Here is a 15,105-nt window from a genome sequence, read left to right on the forward strand (position 1 = left end):
TTAATTACCATTTATTAACCTGATAAGCTTACCATCCTCATCATCAGTAAGCAGATACAGTTGACCTCCGGGCGACATTATGGCCTTTCGGAGTCTTACTCTGTCATCTATAAATAGCTCTTCCGCTGCTACTACCGAATCATTTTCTATGATCATCCGCCACAGGCTGCCTTTACTTAAGCCCGGTACAATGAGATTACCCTGCCATTGAGGAAAGGCTCTTCCTGTATAAAAAGTAAGGCCTGTAGGTGCTACTGTCTGACTCCAGAAATGAACCGGGTCAGTAAATTGGGTACCAGGAATGATGGCCGGGTTATAATCTTGAGACCGGTAAGTGCCCGTGGTAACATGCGGCCAGCCGTAATTAGCTCCAGGCTGAAGGATATTCAGTTCGTCTCCCTGATTAGTACCGTGCTCACTGAACCAAATTTTATGGGTAGCCGGGTCTATGGCTAAGCCCTGAGAGGCTCGTATGCCCGTTGCAAATAATCCTTTCACGGCTTTACTGCCAAAATCGGGATTATCTTCAGGTATCGATCCATCAGGATTGATCCTGTATATTTTACCTCTCTTATCAGTAACATCCTGTGAAAGTGGTGGAACGGGGTTGAGGTGTTCAAACAGGTTTCTCTCTCCCACTGTGATATAAAGCTTTCCATCTTGCCCGAAAATCATACCTCCGCCATAGTGGAAAAGGCCGTGAGAATATGGCTCCGCTACAAAAATGGTCTTCATTTCCTCCAAAGTATTATTAGCCAATTTGGCCCTGATTACTTTGGTGGTGCTTCTCTGCTCTTTATCTTCAGCGGCATAAGAGAGGTAAAGGAAATGATTATTATCAAAATCAGGATCTAGCAGTACTTGAAAAAGTCCTGCATTGTATTGATGCATTTGCCCATGAGCAAAAGGAGGAAATACGCCCCACGCATGTTTAGAAGTATCAATTTTTACCTTACCTGCTATATCTTTAGGAAGGCCATTTATCATTATCCTTTCTTTAGAAGTAAGATCTATTTTTACCAGCCCGCCTTCTTTTTCGGCTATAATTACCTCATTTTCTGAAAGGAAGGCCATGCTCCATGGCTTTTTCAACCCATCTATTACGGTTTGCTTTATTGGCTTGGCCACCATCTGTTGTGGCGTTTTAGGAATGGGAGCCGCCGAAGTACACTTAGCAACAATCTTCCATTCGCCCAGAATTTTTTTCAATAATAGCAAATCATGGTACCTATTGCCGAAATAAGGAATATCTACCTGAAGCTTGGCATAAGCTACATCCCCCACAATGTCTAAGGATACAATGCTGTTGATTCTGTTATTTTTCGTTCCGGGGGGCCTGCGATTATACAAAGCGGCATATTCTTCTGATGTCATCATAAAAACCGAATCCGTGCCATTGTATAAAAACATGCGGGTGCCCGGATAAAATGCCGAGGTTATGGTATCTGGATAATTATAAACTGTTCCTTTGATAAAGTCACTGATAGTTTCACGCACCAGCTGGTCTTCGGTTTGGCCCAAAGCCATAAAACCAAGGCCGCATAAAAAGCTCAATAAGATAAATCGTTTGATCATGGATGTGAATTTTAAGTACATCCAAGGTTACGGCCTCAAATTAAAAAAAGCTGATTTTAGGCTTCTGAAGGGGTATAGAATGATAAATCTGGACTACTTTAGGTCGGCAAGACGGGAGTTTTTGTATTCTGCCGGAGTAGCCTGAACTATTTTTTTGAAGGCTTCGAAGAAGGATGACTTAGAATTAAAGCCCGACTCGTACCCTACTCCTTCCAGAGATAATTCAGGCCTGGTAAGAATTAACTTCTTGGCCTCCTCCACACGATACTGTTTAACATAATGTGAAAACCCATGTGGATAAGTCTCATTCAAAAGTTGTGATAAAATGTGTTTAGACAAGCCTGCATGCTCCGCCAAGTCATCCAGCTTAAGCTTTTTATTGGTGTAAAGCTTTTGCTCTCTCATTATTTGTTCCACCTCAGCAAATAGATGGTCTCCATTCGCAAGAGCTGGTGAAGTACTTTGTGGCAAAAGCTTTTTCTGAGGTATTAACATCCTGATGGCCAGGTAATAGAAAGAAAAAGTAAAAATCAGAGCTCCCCAAATGTATGTATGCCCGATAATCAGTGCATTAAAATAGGTAAGCGTGATAAATAACATGGCTATGGATATATACAAAACATATTTTTGATCGCCCGTCCAGTGAGTAACACGATGATCCGCTTTCATCTTTAAAAACTTAATCACATAGATCAGTCCCAAACCTGCGAATAAACCCCAGCAGATATAAATTCCATAAATTATATATCCATTCCACATATCAGGATAGCTGCCATAAGGGAATGATAATCCCACACTGATCACCAAAAGTGCCACGATTGAAAGCAAAAAAATGTCAATCTTCCTGAAAACTGTCTGCGGGTTGTAAAGAGCTTTCATGTATAAGAAAAAGAAAGGCCCTATGAAGGCACAGGCGGAAAGTCCTATTTGAAGAATAGTGAGGTTAACTTCCTCATTGAAATAGAAATAAATTGATTTGCCTATTCTTAGAGATAATGTGAAGAGCACACCGGCGAAGTAGACATCAGCAACACTCTTTCGCTTGTTCACCAAAAGAAATATGCTGACAATAAAGCCATTAATAACTCCCAGACTTGCTATGAGAAAAAGTATAGACATCCGATTTACCCTTAGATAATTAGTTTTTCTAAATAAAGCATTTTAAAATGCATTATAATGAACTTTTACCATGAAAATAACCATTCCTCTTTTTGCAGTAGCAGCTGTACTTATGTGCTGCACCGGAAATTCCGAAGATAAGAAAACTATTAAAACCTCTGAAAACTCTATCAAAGGTACCTGGAAATTGCTGACCGGAGTGACTATAGAAGGCCAGGATTCTACTTCTACTGATTATACAACCGATCAGGAATTTATTAAAATGATTAATGATACACATTTTTCATTTGTGCGGCATGATGTAAATCAGGGAAAGGATAGCACCACGGCAGCTTATGTCAGCGGAGCTGGTACTTATAAGTTAGAAGGAAGCACCTATAAGGAACATTTACAGTACTGTAACTTTCGTGAATGGGAAGGTCATGACTTTACTTTTGATGTACAAATAAAGAATGATACACTGGTACAATCTGGTGTAGAAAAGTCAGAAGAGTTAGGCGTGGACAGACGGATTATTGAGACCTACGTGAGGCTTTAAGGCACAGTTTTACCGATTAAAGTTATTAAGATCAATTATTTCCGCATAGCTCAATACACCAACAATCAAAAGTATGATCCCGAATAAAAAGAATACTTTGGGAAGAAGATGAAGCTGGAATGACCCATGAATTTCTACTGTTTGTGGGTCTTCCGGATCATAGACGACATCTAGTTTTGTGCCTTCCTGTTTAGCGGGCAAGTAGCCAATATCCAACTCTTTGGTAATCCACTCTTTATCTGCGGTAAGAAATCTTACCACCGGATAATACATTCCTCCATCTGAGGATCGGCGATATTCATTTTTGAAGATTACAGCATTAGTCTTCCTCCCATTGGCCAACAGGTGTGAGCTCTTTTCCCAGAGCTTGGCCCCTGCCACTATAAAGCCCATGGAAATGATGATCATAATTAAATCCTGATTCATAGCTATTGGTTTTAGTATGCTACTATATAAAAGAAAAAGGCTGTCTTTTACAAGACAGCCTTTCGGTGGACTATTAATTGCTTTTAATTAGTTGAAGCCGACTTTAACGCCAAAGTATACTGATCTGCCAATTACTGAAGGTATCGTATTATGGTATGCATCCGCACCCAAAATTGGAGTCCAAACATCATCTCCAAAAACATTATCTACTTGGCAGAATACTGTTATTTCACCAGCATCTTTACCACTAATTAATCTCTTAAGATTAGCAGAACCATAGAGGTTCAGTATATTATGTGCTTCGGCCTGGGGATTATTTGTTGACTCAAAAACATCTCCAAGATCACCCTGATAAATATCAAATATACTGAGTGTCAATCCGTTTTGAGCGGCATAGCTTATTCCTATTTTTCCACCCATGTTAGCTACTGCAGTAGTATTCTCAACACCTTCCTGGTTCACATTTTCCTGGTACAGTAAAGACCCCACAACATAAAGTTCTTTGCTAGCAAAATACTTTCCTTCTAATTCCACTCCATGAAAATCTATTTCTCCATTATTCTGATAAGTTAATGGGAATGAAGTATAATCAAAATTGATAATGTTGAACTGCTCACTATAGAAATAGTTAAGACCCAACATGAATTTCTCACCCTGATAGTTAAGACCTAAGTCAAAAGCATGGATTGTTTCAGGAGCCAAGTCACTATTACCTTGAATAACAGGATGATCTATATATCTTTCATTGATACTTGCTGCTCTAAATGCACTACTGTATAAGGCCTTTACATTAAGTTTTGGAATTGGATACCAAATAGCACCAAATCTAGGAACAATGTTAAAGTCAGTATCTTCTATTTTGTTAGCCTGGAAACCGCCTATAAGTTTAAGGTTATCCAAAGCCCAATAATCTAACTGAGAGTATAGTGCTACACCATTAATCTTAGCATCAGAACTGTTTCTCTCTAATGCATCATCATATTCAGACCCTTTTCGTAGATTATAGAGCGCTCCAACAATAAGCCTGCTTCTAGAGCCGACTTTAATGTGATTAGTCATCTCAGCCACAAGGTCATTAGACTTTCTGTTAATATGAATTCCTTCTCCGTGCGACTCTAACGTAGCATAGTTGTAAGTGACGTTAAAATCCATGTCCCACCCGTCTTTAGCAGCAGTGGAATACCCCAGGTTAGTAAAATTCTTTCTATAATGATTTAGACCATCATCTTGCGGATCTGTACCAATAAAAAAGGAAGTATTATAGGCATTGTAAGAATTGGTTAGGCTTAAGCCTTTATATTTAAGGTCAACAAACCCTGAACCCGCCACATCTTCTCTAGTAATGTTCTCAGTGATAATATTGTCGTTATCATCTGCATAACTATACATTATTTGCTTATCACCTTTATCCATGTATCTTCCGGATAAGGTTACTTTCAAATCATTTTTACCAAGGGTAGCAAATCCATTTACCCCATTAGCGCCATCTGATCCACCTAGCAAAGTAGCAGCAACTTTAGTATTATCACCATCCATGGTAACAATGTTTATTACCGTACTAAAGGCATCAGAACCATATAGCACAGAGCCCGGACCACGAATAACCTCTATCCTTTCAATTATATTGATTGGGAAAGCTGCGTACATCTCGCTGCTAATTCCACCTTCAACTATTTCTCTGGTAGGTCTTCCATTAATTAGAAGTAGATTATGACCAGATGTTACTTTAATTTGATCACCACGGCTGGCAATACCATATCTCTCAGTGAAACCAGCGTGAGAAGCTGTAATGCTAGGCATTCTTTCCAGCACATCTCTAAGCGTAATTCCACCAAAGCGTCTTATTTCATCTTTTGTAATCACTGATATTACACCAGCAGCATCGGTTATCTTTTCTGCTTGTTTAGAAGCAACAGATATTTCCATATTGAGTAATTCAGCTAAGCCGATATCAGGAGGGGCACTATCTCCCTGCGCAAATAGCGAAGAAGCTACAGCCATGCCAGATGCGGCTAAAATCAGTTTAGTATTCATTCCCTTCATAATTTTTCATTTAGTATGAAATGGCCTGCGCCAAAGGGTATGCCATCTACAGAAAGTGACATTTAAACTAAAATAGGCACATTCCGATGTGGGGAGCTAATCTATAAATTGGAATATATTCCCAATTATGGAAAGTATATTTTATATATGATGTGCTTTTAATACAAAAAACCTATCATTTTGACAAAATAGCTTTAATTCTGGCTCTTGCTTGATGAAAAATTATTGCATATTCTAAACGAAAAGGTACGCCTTCCAAGCCAACCAAATCTATAATTATATCCGCTTTGCTCGCTGTAATAAGAATGAGCTCAGCCTTGTTATGTTGCCTACTCTCACGGAGCACAGCCCCCAAAATGGAGTGCCATGGAACTATAGCCTTTTTATAGAGTATGCCCTTTGCATTTATATTTAAGGAATTGCTTTTGTCTTTATACTCGTAAACGATGACGGTCAGGGCAATAATCATGAAGAGGTCAATTATAACTATTAATGGCTCAAGTGGAGCGATAAAAAACATTGGCAGGGTGAAAAGAAGTATTAGAATGGGCACTAATAGGTAGAATAAAAATATAATTTTTGATTTACCTATCTGAACGCTATTCGCAGAGGGCTTCACAGGTAAACTTTCCTCAACTGGCTTAAACGGAATAACTGTACAACTATAATTCGAATCTATTACTGTTTTTGTCCGACCATGTTTAGAGAAGCCATAACCGCTTAGTTTCTCATCATAAATTTTCTCAAGCGCCGGTCGATCAATACTTAACTTATCGCAATCCTCCTTAAAGTCAGGATAGTCATTAACCAGCCCACAAATAACCCCTCGGTAAGGATCAAATTTACTGTGACTACACGAAGTACAATATCTGGAGTATGAGGCTTTGTTCATAAAAATTCACTTAGTCTCAAATAACTAAAACTATTCTTGTTTTTAAAATCTCTCATAACGAATGCTATATTTACAAGGCACTAAACCGTAGATAATTGCAAATTCCTTTTAAGCCTGTTGTTTCTGGCATTCCAATTAATGTGCATCTCATTCTAGAATATCTGGCCTTTTTTCTGGCTTTCAGATACTATTTGTTTTTAAGGAAGCGCTCATCAGATACCATTCCTACCGGCAATCGACTAAGTATAATTCTTGGTGCTACCATTGGAGCTCTTGTTGGTTCTCGCTTAATGGGTTTTTTAGAAAATCCTTTTATAGACTTCTCATGGCAGAATATTATTATCATCTGGAATTTAAAAACCATCATGGGTGGTTTATTTGGAGGCCTCTTGGGCGTGGAGTCAGCTAAAAAACTGATTGGTGAAAAGCAGCGGTCAGGTGATCTATTCACCCTACCCATTATTTTGGGCATTTTCATTGGCCGAATTGGTTGTTTTCTGTCTGGTACGGATGAGTTTACCTATGGCACTCAAACATCATTCTTCACCGGGATGGACCTTGGGGATGGAATAATGAGGCACCCAATAGCATTATATGAGCTTATATTTCTACTGGTGCTTTTTATTATTCTTAGGTCGGCTCTAAAAAAACAAAAGCGGGAAAATGGTATGATCTTCCAATGGTTTATGATCAGCTACTTCGCATTTCGTTTTTTAATAGAATTCATTAAACCGAATGTATTTTTTATCCTTGGATTAAGTAGTATTCAATGGTTATGTATAATTTGCCTGATATACTATATAAAAACAATCGCCAAACCTCTGAAATATGCCTACAAGAAAATACACCTATTATGATTTTACACTAAGCCTATGTCCGGAATGCCTCAAGCGGGTAGATGCTAAAATCGTATTTGATGAAGGCAAGGTATTTATGCTTAAAAGGTGTCCGGAGCACGGTAATTCAAAAGTGTTGATAGCTGATGATATAGAATACTATAAAAACATCCGTAACTATAATAAACCGTCGGAGACGCCTTATCAGTTTAATACCAAGACTCATTACGGCTGCCCGTATGATTGTGGCTTATGCCCGGACCATGAGCAGCATTCTTGTCTAACAGTGGTAGAAGTAACTGACCGTTGTAATCTAAGTTGCCCAACTTGCTATGCCGGCTCTTCTCCTTCTTATGGCAGACATAGAACTTTGGACGAAGTGAAAGCCATGCTTGATGCGGTAGTTAGAAATGAAAAAGAACCCGATGTGATTCAGATCAGTGGCGGTGAGCCAACCATCCATCCTCAATTTTTTGAAATATTAGACTACGCCAAAACATTGCCCATCAGACACCTGATGCTTAATACCAATGGAGTGGCCATTGCCAAAGATTTTGAATTCGCCAAAAGGCTGGCCACTTACACTCCCGATTTTGAAGTATACCTTCAGTTCGACTCCTTTAAAGACGATGTATTACAAACGCTTAGAGGAGCAGACCTTTGGAAAGTGCGTGAGCAAGCCTTGGCACATTTGAATGAATTGAATCTGTCTACCACCCTGGTAGTGACTTTGCAAAAGGGTCTTAATGACGATGAAATTGGCAAAACCATAGATTATGCACTGAAGCAAAAATGCGTTCGTGGAGTCACTTTCCAACCTACCCAAATTGCTGGCCGATTGGAAAATTTCAATACTGACACTGACAGGATTACCCTCACTGAGGTGAGAAGGAAAATATTAGAACAGTCACCAGTTTTTAATGAAGACGACCTGATACCTGTACCTTGCAATCCGGATGCTTTAGCCATGGGTTATGCACTAAAATTGGGTGGTGAGGTATTTCCTTTGACCCGATATATTAATCCTGCCGACTTGCTGGATAATAGTAAAAATACCATTGTATATGAACAGGACGAGCATTTACAGGGAAAAATGATAGAGCTGTTTAGTACTGGTAATTCTGTAGATGCCGCTACCGAAAAATTACACTCTATTCTCTGCTGCCTGCCGCAGATTGAGGCACCATCTTTAGGCTATGATAATCTCTTCAGAATTATTATTATGCAGTTTATTGACGCTCACAATTTTGATGTACGATCAATTAAGAAATCATGTGTACACATTGTGAATAAAGACAATCAAATTATTCCTTTCGAAACCATGAACCTATTCTATAGAGATGATAAAAAGGAATACCTCAAAAAACTTCAAAACCAGGAAATATGATACTTGCAGATAATATGAATTTAGATGGCCTCGTGATATTCTTCTTATTAATCATTTTCGGACCGCCCTTACTATTGGTTTTAATCGGATTTGCCATTAAAAGCAACAGTGCCAAAGGAGCCAAAGTGCTATTTATAATGGCAGTCACCTATTTGCTTATTGCCGGTGGTATTTGCGGTACTTTGATGATGGGGTGATTATATATCGCCCCGTTCAGTTTCATTTATGCACATATTTATTTCTTCCTAAACAACTTGTATGACAAGGCGCCTAGTACTAAACCTACCGGCAGCACTACCCACCCAGGGAAAATGATCATAAGGATTAATGAAACTACAAATATCAGAGAAAGAGAGATTATTAATCGGTTAGATTCTTCTTCATCCTTAGCATGAACCTTTTGTCTTCTGTCTTGCACCAAACTTTGAATAATTTCTCTTCCCAATGTCTCAGGAATTCCCTCATCTTCCATAAACGCAATAATATCTGGCGCAGAAAATCCTTTTCTTCTTAATCTGTCTGCCATTAGTAAACCCTTTTTTCTAAGTTCACTCTCTGTTAATTCATACTCTTGTTTTTCCATTTTTGTTAATCACACTCCGTTTTAAAGTTAGATATCTTGTAACTACTACTTCCTTTGTAGTTATAATGCCACCATTCTGTTCTTATAGCATTGAAGCCGAATGCCTCCATCATGGATTTGAAAAGCTTTCTATTAATTATCACCTGCTCTGGTAAATCCTTATAAGCATGGTGAGCCTCCTCACCAAAATGATCAAAGCCGGTTCCCATATCTAATTCTTTTCCTTCATGGTCAACCAGCGTAATGTCTACAGCTCCACCTCTATTATGAATGGAGCCGGTAGTATTAGGATTAGCCACGTAACGAGCATCTGGATAGATCTTCCACATGGCTTTCTGCACATCTAACGGTCTGTAGCAATCAAAAAATTTGATATGATAACCCATGGTAGCTAACGAGTCGTTTACTTTTATAAGTGCGTCTGCCACTTCTTGACGGATCATGCAGTCCGGGCAATCATATACCGTCTTTTTTAGAAAGTTATCTTCTGTGGCATATTTCATATCATAAAAAAAGCCGTTGGCATAATCTTTCATCACCACAAATGCTGTATCTGCAATGGGCTCGCGATCAGGAATCTCTTCCATAACTTGCTTTGATTCAGCCATCACCAGGGAATCTTGTTTTTCCGTTTCTTTATGCTCAGCCTTCTGAGTATCACAAGCAAACAATGCACTAAAGCAGATTACGATGATCAATTTTTTATAAACCATAGGCGAGAGAGAACGTGTGATTTTTGAATTTTAGCATAAATATAGCATTCCGCAATAAGTAAATTAGGCACCCAGCCTAACCAAGCGACTAACGTATAAACATCCATAGGATGTGGTCTCAAAAACATAACTATAAGGAACTTCCAACTTCTTAGTGTAAGTGCGGAAAGTGTTAAAGCAAAACTTCTAACCATAAACGCTTCATGATTTTTAAACTGCTTTCTTTTTGCATGGATAAATGCTTTGTAAGTAAAGTACCACCATAAGATACTCAGCAGTACAAATGCAGCCTGACTTGTAAAGCCTCCGTTAGCGTAAATCCCCATAACAAACCCAGAGGGACCTGAGGCTATGAGAATAACAAGCACATACAAAATACCCACATAACGATGAACCTTTGGATATTTTTTTAATAAAGGAATTGAAAATTGAGTGAAGCCAGCTACGAGACAAAAGCAACTGGTAATTACATGCGTGTAAAAACACGCCTTCCAGAAAGAATTGTTGATAACCCATTGCTTTATGCGCAAGAAAGCCGTTTGATCATCAAATGAAAAATATGGCAATGTGAGCCTTACCATCAATACCGATAGGAATGTAAAGACTATGAACAGTATAACCCGTAAGGCTTTTCTCATTTTATGTTTAGAATAAAATTATTTCTATTTTAAGCAAAATTTTTAAACTATGAAGCATACTTCTATTGTAACATTTTTTTGCCTTGCCTTTGTCCTCACCTCATGTGATACTAAAAAAGAGCAAGCTACCGAAAATCCGACATCGGAAACTAAAGATAGCGTAGCTATTTCTGAAGCAGCGCAAGACGAACTTCAGTTAGAAAATGATCCAAGAAAAATAGGTCCCGCCAAACCAACCTCCCAATATCAAATAGAAGAAGACATTTATAAGATAAACTCCTCTGAAAATCCATTGTATGGTTATTGGGTGGGTGCTTTTGGTAAAAACAAAATCAATATTGCCCTTGCCCAAGTTGTGGAAGATTCCATTTTTGGCCATAGTGTATGTGCTGGTAATTTCAGGGCCATAAAGGGTACCATTAAAGAAACTGATCCAGGTATCTATGCCGTAAACATGAAGGAGCCCGGAGATGATAAATATGATGGTGAGTTTAATTTCAACATTGATTTATTGAAGAAAGAATTAACCGGCTCCTGGAAGCCCTACCAGAACACTGTAGGTGCAAAAGATTATACCTTAACCAAGCGCCAATTTAAATACGACCCAACTCTGGGTGATTTTCCGCAAGCCTCCACGCAAGTTCTTGATGTGCCCGAAGTTGAGAACCTGCTCCCAGAAGAAATAGAGATGATAAGAAATGAAATCTATGCCCGCCATGGCTATAGCTTCAATAACCTTAAAATCCGAAGAATATTTGATGCAAAAGACTGGTACATCCCTATGTCGGTTGATATCCGTGAAGAGCTAACCGATATTGAAGCCCAGAATATACATCTTCTTTATAATTACGAAGACTATTATGAGGAATATTATGATGATTACGGGCGTTAAGAATTTGGCAGAAACCTGATAACTGTATCAGGTTTCACTCTCTTATTTTATTGTGAGCCTGACTAATCATGTGATGAACACACAACCATTTGCCACCCTCATCCTTATAAACCCTTAAATGGTTAATTATTCGGGCTTCCATCGGGCTTCCATCAGGCCATTTCTGACCTTCTTATATTAGTTGATCTGGCAAGCGCAATGTCTTCACTGGGAAATGTAATATCCGGTTCTTGGTAATTATTCCTACCTGACATCACAAAATCAAGATTAAAGATGGTATCTAATAACCCGCTCAGCGCTTCCTTCCCCTGTCTTCTATCCCCAAAAGCATTAGTCCAATCAATATCATCCGAATACCCTTCAAGCACGAGCTCTAAATTTTTTGTTTCCCAACCTTCATCCGAGTCATTTATGAGTTGCTTAATTTGAGCTAAATCTTTCGAATGGTCCTCCATTTTGTTTTGATCATTACAAGCAATAAAAATCAAAATGGTCAGAAGGATTAACAAAGCATACTTTTTCATAGGCACGGGTTTTAGTATAATTTAATATTAATTAGCCGCTTAAACCACAGAACATCAATGTTTTGTAACCTAAAATTCTTCTTAGCTTGTAGTGAAAATTATTTCCATTGAATTATTAAAATAAAAGCCACTCCAAAGCATAATGTAGTGTGTCCAACTAGTTATGATCTCAGAGTGGCTTACTATAAGCTAACGGGATGTATTTCAAAGGTATGGCTAATATAGCCAGCATGATAGGGCGTTTTTCCGGTATTCTTATGGTGATTAGCCCCTTTAGCAATTACGGTTGTATATTATACTGCTTTAACTACTCGTCATAATTACTGTAATCTATATGAGCAGAACTACTTGCATAGGGGCGAGATAACAAGATCTTTACATGATACATTTAGCAACTTTAATCTTTCCGTTATGTTACTTATTGAAGAAATTATTATTGCCAATAATTCTCTCATTGATTAAAAACACCGATTTATCAATTTGATCATCTCCAGTTTTTACAAGTCTAAGGTATGTACCCCAGCTTACGGATTTCTCTATTAAGATGCCGATAGATGGTTCTAGATAGGTAAAGCAGACACCATCATCTATACCAATTCCAGATATATATTTATATACCTTAAACTGCCTGCCTTCAAAGGTTATCTCAAGGCTATCCATTATCTCTGGCTCAATGCCTCGGATATTATTAACATATCTCGGCAATTTCCATTCTATTTGAAATGTGTCATTTTTATCAAGCTGCGTAGCTTGAATGGTATAAAAAGAATCATTTAGAATAATATGCTCTTCTGGTAAATTCCATAAAACCGTATCCAAACCATTACCTCTCTGAATTTCCAAATACAAATATTCACTTTGCCGCTTTTCATAATTGCATGAAAAAGTAAGGGTAATGAAAACGAATAAAACCCAAGTTATGACAGACCTATGGTTCATTTAGAGTCTAATTAAAAAACTAATGTAAGAAATCCATATTGAACCCCTTCATCATTTTTATAGATCATTTACAGAAAATATCTAAAGGCACTTGGTAAAATTTTCTCGGCCATTCTAAAGCGTAACTGTATGATTATGAACGTAAAACACATGTACAAAAGCGGCGATTCTTTTATATACGATTAATTCTAAATCACAGCAAAGGCAAATTATCTGGTAATTGCACCGAAATTTATGTAAATTATTATATTAATCAGTCTATGCAGTCTGGTTAGTATTCTTCAACCATCAACCTTTGCCCATATGTACTTTACCTCACTTCATTCCTTGCGGATAAAGCATTATCGGCTCTATAAACTTCGGTGTAAACTGGCCCGGACATATTATTCGCTCTTCCCTCCCAACCAGATATTGGACTATAGTAAAATAATAGATGGCAGCATTCCTGTCATTATCAACAATTTTAATAGGTATACTTCACTAAAAACTATGATAGAATGGTTTTGGGGATTAAAAAGGCGACAAACATCAATTATAATTATTGATAATGCCTCCACTTTGCCAGACCTACTCAGCTACTATGATGAGCTTTCTTCATCTTCAAATGTCCAGATGATCAGGCTCAAGAAAAATGAAGGTATTAACCAAATCCTGAAGGTGAGCATGGCCTTAGGGCAATTTGATAACTATATAGTATCAGATGCCGATCTTATTCCATATGACCACACGCCAGATGATATAATTGATAAGATGGAAGAAATACTAATTACCTATCCAAATATTAATCATGTGGGAGCCTCTTTGGAAATTAATGATTTACCAAATCATTATCCGCTAAAACATAAAGTAATAGATTGGGAACAAAAATACTGGAATGAAAAATTAACACCTGAGCTATTTATTGCGCCCGTGGATACAACATTCAGCATGTACAGAAAATCTTCTTTAGTTACAGCGTTAGCACCATCCTTAAGACTCAACCGGCCTTATACCTTCAGACATGTTGATTGGTATTTGAATCCTGACAATTTAAGTTCGGAAGAAAACATGATCATCCAATGCTGCTCTGACTGCTCCACCTGGAATACTTTGCTGAGAAGTATTATTCAAAATAAAATGGTTAGCCCGTCACAGGGCACTTAAAAGTAAAACCTTGTCTGATAAAGTAGTGGATTGTCTCATAGAATATTTCGCTATGGTTTTCATAATCATGCATTAAGAGAATGTTTGATGATTCCGGGTAACAAATGTCATTAGCTTGAAGACCAAATTCAACACGAGGCAGACCGCTATCAATGCATTGAAAAATATTCTTCTGAAAACCATCCATGTCCTCGCCTGACCGATATTTATAATCCCCAATATCCAGGGTCCACATCCAATCATGATAGCCCAGAAACTTTTTATAAAATGGATGCTCTATTTGAATTGCTGGAGCTTGATAACCAAGATCTTTCAGAGCTCTCTGGATTTCAATTGATCTTTGCTCACCTTCAATTTGCCTTTCCCTTAACTTTTTAAGGCCAAAAAGTTGATGCCACAGACATTTTCTTCTCAAACCGTGATGGTACGCTTTCTCGAAAGGCAGAAAGTGCTTTCCAAACTTATAGTCCCCTTTGTCTCCATATGGAAATCTGAAAAGCTTGGGATAAGAACTAATATTGCAGCTGTTATATAAAGAATGGATAACTGAGTCGGCACGAATTATCTCATTGATACACTGGCTCAATGAAAGTGATGAAAAAGATTTGTGGTAAAAGGCATGGCTACCAATATGGTATTTGTTTTTTATGGCCAAAGCAAGATCAGGCTGATAATGTTCTATCTGGCTGGCAGTGCAAAAAAATACAGCAGGAATTTTATACTCCATCAGAAAATGAAGCTTATTAACAAAATCCTTCGAAGGACAATCGTCTATAGTTAAATATACTGATTTGTAGCCCACTTATTATTCACAATTATTGAATTGACACTGTAATCAATTTAATGAAATAAGATGT

17 protein-coding genes are annotated in these 15,105 nt (G+C 37.9%); 6 read left to right on the forward strand and 11 right to left on the reverse strand.

Features of this window, described 5'->3' with window-relative positions; translation table 11 throughout:
- Positions 1 to 1,575, reverse strand: a complete 1,575-nt coding sequence (locus tag LVD16_RS03500) for a PQQ-dependent sugar dehydrogenase (RefSeq protein WP_233772201.1) — start codon at positions 1,573 to 1,575, stop codon at positions 1 to 3.
- A 93-nt stretch (positions 1,576 to 1,668) separates the two neighbouring features.
- On the reverse strand, positions 1,669 to 2,694 hold the full coding sequence (locus LVD16_RS03505) for a helix-turn-helix domain-containing protein (protein WP_233772202.1): 1,026 nt from the start codon (positions 2,692 to 2,694) through the stop codon (positions 1,669 to 1,671).
- 70 nt (positions 2,695 to 2,764) lie between these two features.
- On the opposite strand from LVD16_RS03505, the gene LVD16_RS03510 reads away from it, so the two are divergent.
- Entirely contained in the window at positions 2,765 to 3,232 is a 468-nt protein-coding gene (locus LVD16_RS03510; RefSeq protein ID WP_233772203.1) for a lipocalin-like domain-containing protein, read from the forward strand.
- A 9-nt stretch (positions 3,233 to 3,241) separates the two neighbouring features.
- Here the strand turns inward: LVD16_RS03510 and LVD16_RS03515 are convergent, their stop codons facing one another.
- From LVD16_RS03515 to LVD16_RS03525, 3 genes are all read right to left on the reverse strand, one after another.
- Complete coding sequence (locus LVD16_RS03515; RefSeq protein ID WP_233772204.1) at positions 3,242 to 3,658, reverse strand: DUF3592 domain-containing protein; 417 nt, start codon at positions 3,656 to 3,658, stop codon at positions 3,242 to 3,244.
- An 87-nt stretch (positions 3,659 to 3,745) separates the two neighbouring features.
- Positions 3,746 to 5,692, reverse strand: coding sequence for a TonB-dependent receptor plug domain-containing protein (locus tag LVD16_RS03520; RefSeq protein ID WP_233772205.1), 1,947 nt, complete (start codon positions 5,690 to 5,692; stop codon positions 3,746 to 3,748).
- Between the two features lie 184 nt (positions 5,693 to 5,876).
- On the reverse strand, positions 5,877 to 6,593 hold the full coding sequence (locus LVD16_RS03525) for a hypothetical protein (protein ID WP_233772206.1): 717 nt from the start codon (positions 6,591 to 6,593) through the stop codon (positions 5,877 to 5,879).
- Between the two features lie 95 nt (positions 6,594 to 6,688).
- On the opposite strand from LVD16_RS03525, the gene LVD16_RS03530 reads away from it, so the two are divergent.
- The 3 genes from LVD16_RS03530 to LVD16_RS03540 are packed head-to-tail and all read left to right on the forward strand — an operon-like array spanning position 6,689 to position 9,013.
- On the forward strand, positions 6,689 to 7,450 hold the full coding sequence (locus LVD16_RS03530; RefSeq protein ID WP_233772207.1) for a prolipoprotein diacylglyceryl transferase: 762 nt from the start codon (positions 6,689 to 6,691) through the stop codon (positions 7,448 to 7,450).
- Entirely contained in the window at positions 7,422 to 8,816 is a 1,395-nt protein-coding gene (locus LVD16_RS03535; protein WP_233772208.1) for a radical SAM protein, read from the forward strand. Before LVD16_RS03530 ends, LVD16_RS03535 begins: the two co-directional genes overlap by 29 nt.
- Positions 8,813 to 9,013 carry a hypothetical protein gene (locus tag LVD16_RS03540; protein WP_233772209.1) on the forward strand — a complete coding sequence of 67 codons (201 nt, stop codon included), beginning with the start codon at positions 8,813 to 8,815 and terminating at the stop codon, positions 9,011 to 9,013. Before LVD16_RS03535 ends, LVD16_RS03540 begins: the two co-directional genes overlap by 4 nt.
- Before the next feature lie 38 nt (positions 9,014 to 9,051).
- Here the strand turns inward: LVD16_RS03540 and LVD16_RS03545 are convergent, their stop codons facing one another.
- From LVD16_RS03545 to LVD16_RS03555, 3 genes are read right to left on the reverse strand one after another with little or no spacing between them, the layout of a single operon-like run.
- Positions 9,052 to 9,399, reverse strand: coding sequence for a hypothetical protein (locus tag LVD16_RS03545; RefSeq protein WP_233772210.1), 348 nt, complete (start codon positions 9,397 to 9,399; stop codon positions 9,052 to 9,054).
- Between the two features lie 5 nt (positions 9,400 to 9,404).
- The gene (locus LVD16_RS03550) at positions 9,405 to 10,097 is read right to left on the reverse strand and encodes a M15 family metallopeptidase (protein WP_233772211.1); all 693 of its coding nucleotides are present in this window, start codon (positions 10,095 to 10,097) and stop codon (positions 9,405 to 9,407) included.
- Positions 10,094 to 10,750: a DUF2306 domain-containing protein gene (locus tag LVD16_RS03555; protein WP_233772212.1), complete on the reverse strand. Its 657-nt coding sequence runs from the start codon at positions 10,748 to 10,750 to the stop codon at positions 10,094 to 10,096. Before LVD16_RS03555 ends, LVD16_RS03550 begins: the two co-directional genes overlap by 4 nt.
- A gap of 49 nt (positions 10,751 to 10,799) precedes the next feature.
- On the opposite strand from LVD16_RS03555, the gene LVD16_RS03560 reads away from it, so the two are divergent.
- The gene (locus LVD16_RS03560; RefSeq protein ID WP_233772213.1) at positions 10,800 to 11,642 is read left to right on the forward strand and encodes a YARHG domain-containing protein; all 843 of its coding nucleotides are present in this window, start codon (positions 10,800 to 10,802) and stop codon (positions 11,640 to 11,642) included.
- A gap of 152 nt (positions 11,643 to 11,794) precedes the next feature.
- Here the strand turns inward: LVD16_RS03560 and LVD16_RS03565 are convergent, their stop codons facing one another.
- On the reverse strand, positions 11,795 to 12,166 hold the full coding sequence (locus LVD16_RS03565; RefSeq protein ID WP_233772214.1) for a YybH family protein: 372 nt from the start codon (positions 12,164 to 12,166) through the stop codon (positions 11,795 to 11,797).
- Positions 12,167 to 12,580: 414 nt separating this feature from the next.
- Positions 12,581 to 13,009, reverse strand: coding sequence for a hypothetical protein (locus LVD16_RS03570; protein ID WP_233772215.1), 429 nt, complete (start codon positions 13,007 to 13,009; stop codon positions 12,581 to 12,583).
- 507 nt (positions 13,010 to 13,516) lie between these two features.
- On the opposite strand from LVD16_RS03570, the gene LVD16_RS03575 reads away from it, so the two are divergent.
- A complete protein-coding gene (locus LVD16_RS03575) occupies positions 13,517 to 14,248 on the forward strand; it encodes a glycosyltransferase (RefSeq protein ID WP_233772216.1) in 732 nt (243 codons plus the stop codon).
- Here the strand turns inward: LVD16_RS03575 and LVD16_RS03580 are convergent.
- On the reverse strand, positions 14,226 to 15,050 hold the full coding sequence (locus LVD16_RS03580) for a polysaccharide deacetylase family protein (protein WP_233772217.1): 825 nt from the start codon (positions 15,048 to 15,050) through the stop codon (positions 14,226 to 14,228). The two genes, LVD16_RS03575 and LVD16_RS03580, sit on opposite strands and share 23 nt — an antisense overlap.
- Positions 15,051 to 15,105: the final 55 nt, after the last annotated feature.

The organism is Fulvivirga ligni, assembly GCF_021389935.1.
GTDB classification, from domain to species: domain Bacteria; phylum Bacteroidota; class Bacteroidia; order Cytophagales; family Cyclobacteriaceae; genus Fulvivirga; species Fulvivirga ligni.

What these genes read in the sequence shown, in the direction of transcription:
- LVD16_RS03515 (WP_233772204.1), bottom strand. Translation starts at nt 3,658, where the DNA reads ATGAATCAGGATTTAATTATGATCATCATTTCCATGGGCTTTATAGTG.
- LVD16_RS03555 (WP_233772212.1), bottom strand. Translation starts at nt 10,750, where the DNA reads ATGAGAAAAGCCTTACGGGTTATACTGTTCATAGTCTTTACATTCCTA.
- LVD16_RS03500 (WP_233772201.1), bottom strand. Translation starts at nt 1,575, where the DNA reads ATGATCAAACGATTTATCTTATTGAGCTTTTTATGCGGCCTTGGTTTT.
- LVD16_RS03525 (WP_233772206.1), bottom strand. Translation starts at nt 6,593, where the DNA reads ATGAACAAAGCCTCATACTCCAGATATTGTACTTCGTGTAGTCACAGT.
- LVD16_RS03510 (WP_233772203.1), top strand. Translation starts at nt 2,765, where the DNA reads ATGAAAATAACCATTCCTCTTTTTGCAGTAGCAGCTGTACTTATGTGC.
- LVD16_RS03520 (WP_233772205.1), bottom strand. Translation starts at nt 5,692, where the DNA reads ATGAATACTAAACTGATTTTAGCCGCATCTGGCATGGCTGTAGCTTCT.
- LVD16_RS03560 (WP_233772213.1), top strand. Translation starts at nt 10,800, where the DNA reads ATGAAGCATACTTCTATTGTAACATTTTTTTGCCTTGCCTTTGTCCTC.
- LVD16_RS03540 (WP_233772209.1), top strand. Translation starts at nt 8,813, where the DNA reads ATGATACTTGCAGATAATATGAATTTAGATGGCCTCGTGATATTCTTC.
- LVD16_RS03545 (WP_233772210.1), bottom strand. Translation starts at nt 9,399, where the DNA reads ATGGAAAAACAAGAGTATGAATTAACAGAGAGTGAACTTAGAAAAAAG.
- LVD16_RS03535 (WP_233772208.1), top strand. Translation starts at nt 7,422, where the DNA reads ATGCCTACAAGAAAATACACCTATTATGATTTTACACTAAGCCTATGT.
- LVD16_RS03565 (WP_233772214.1), bottom strand. Translation starts at nt 12,166, where the DNA reads ATGAAAAAGTATGCTTTGTTAATCCTTCTGACCATTTTGATTTTTATT.
- LVD16_RS03505 (WP_233772202.1), bottom strand. Translation starts at nt 2,694, where the DNA reads ATGTCTATACTTTTTCTCATAGCAAGTCTGGGAGTTATTAATGGCTTT.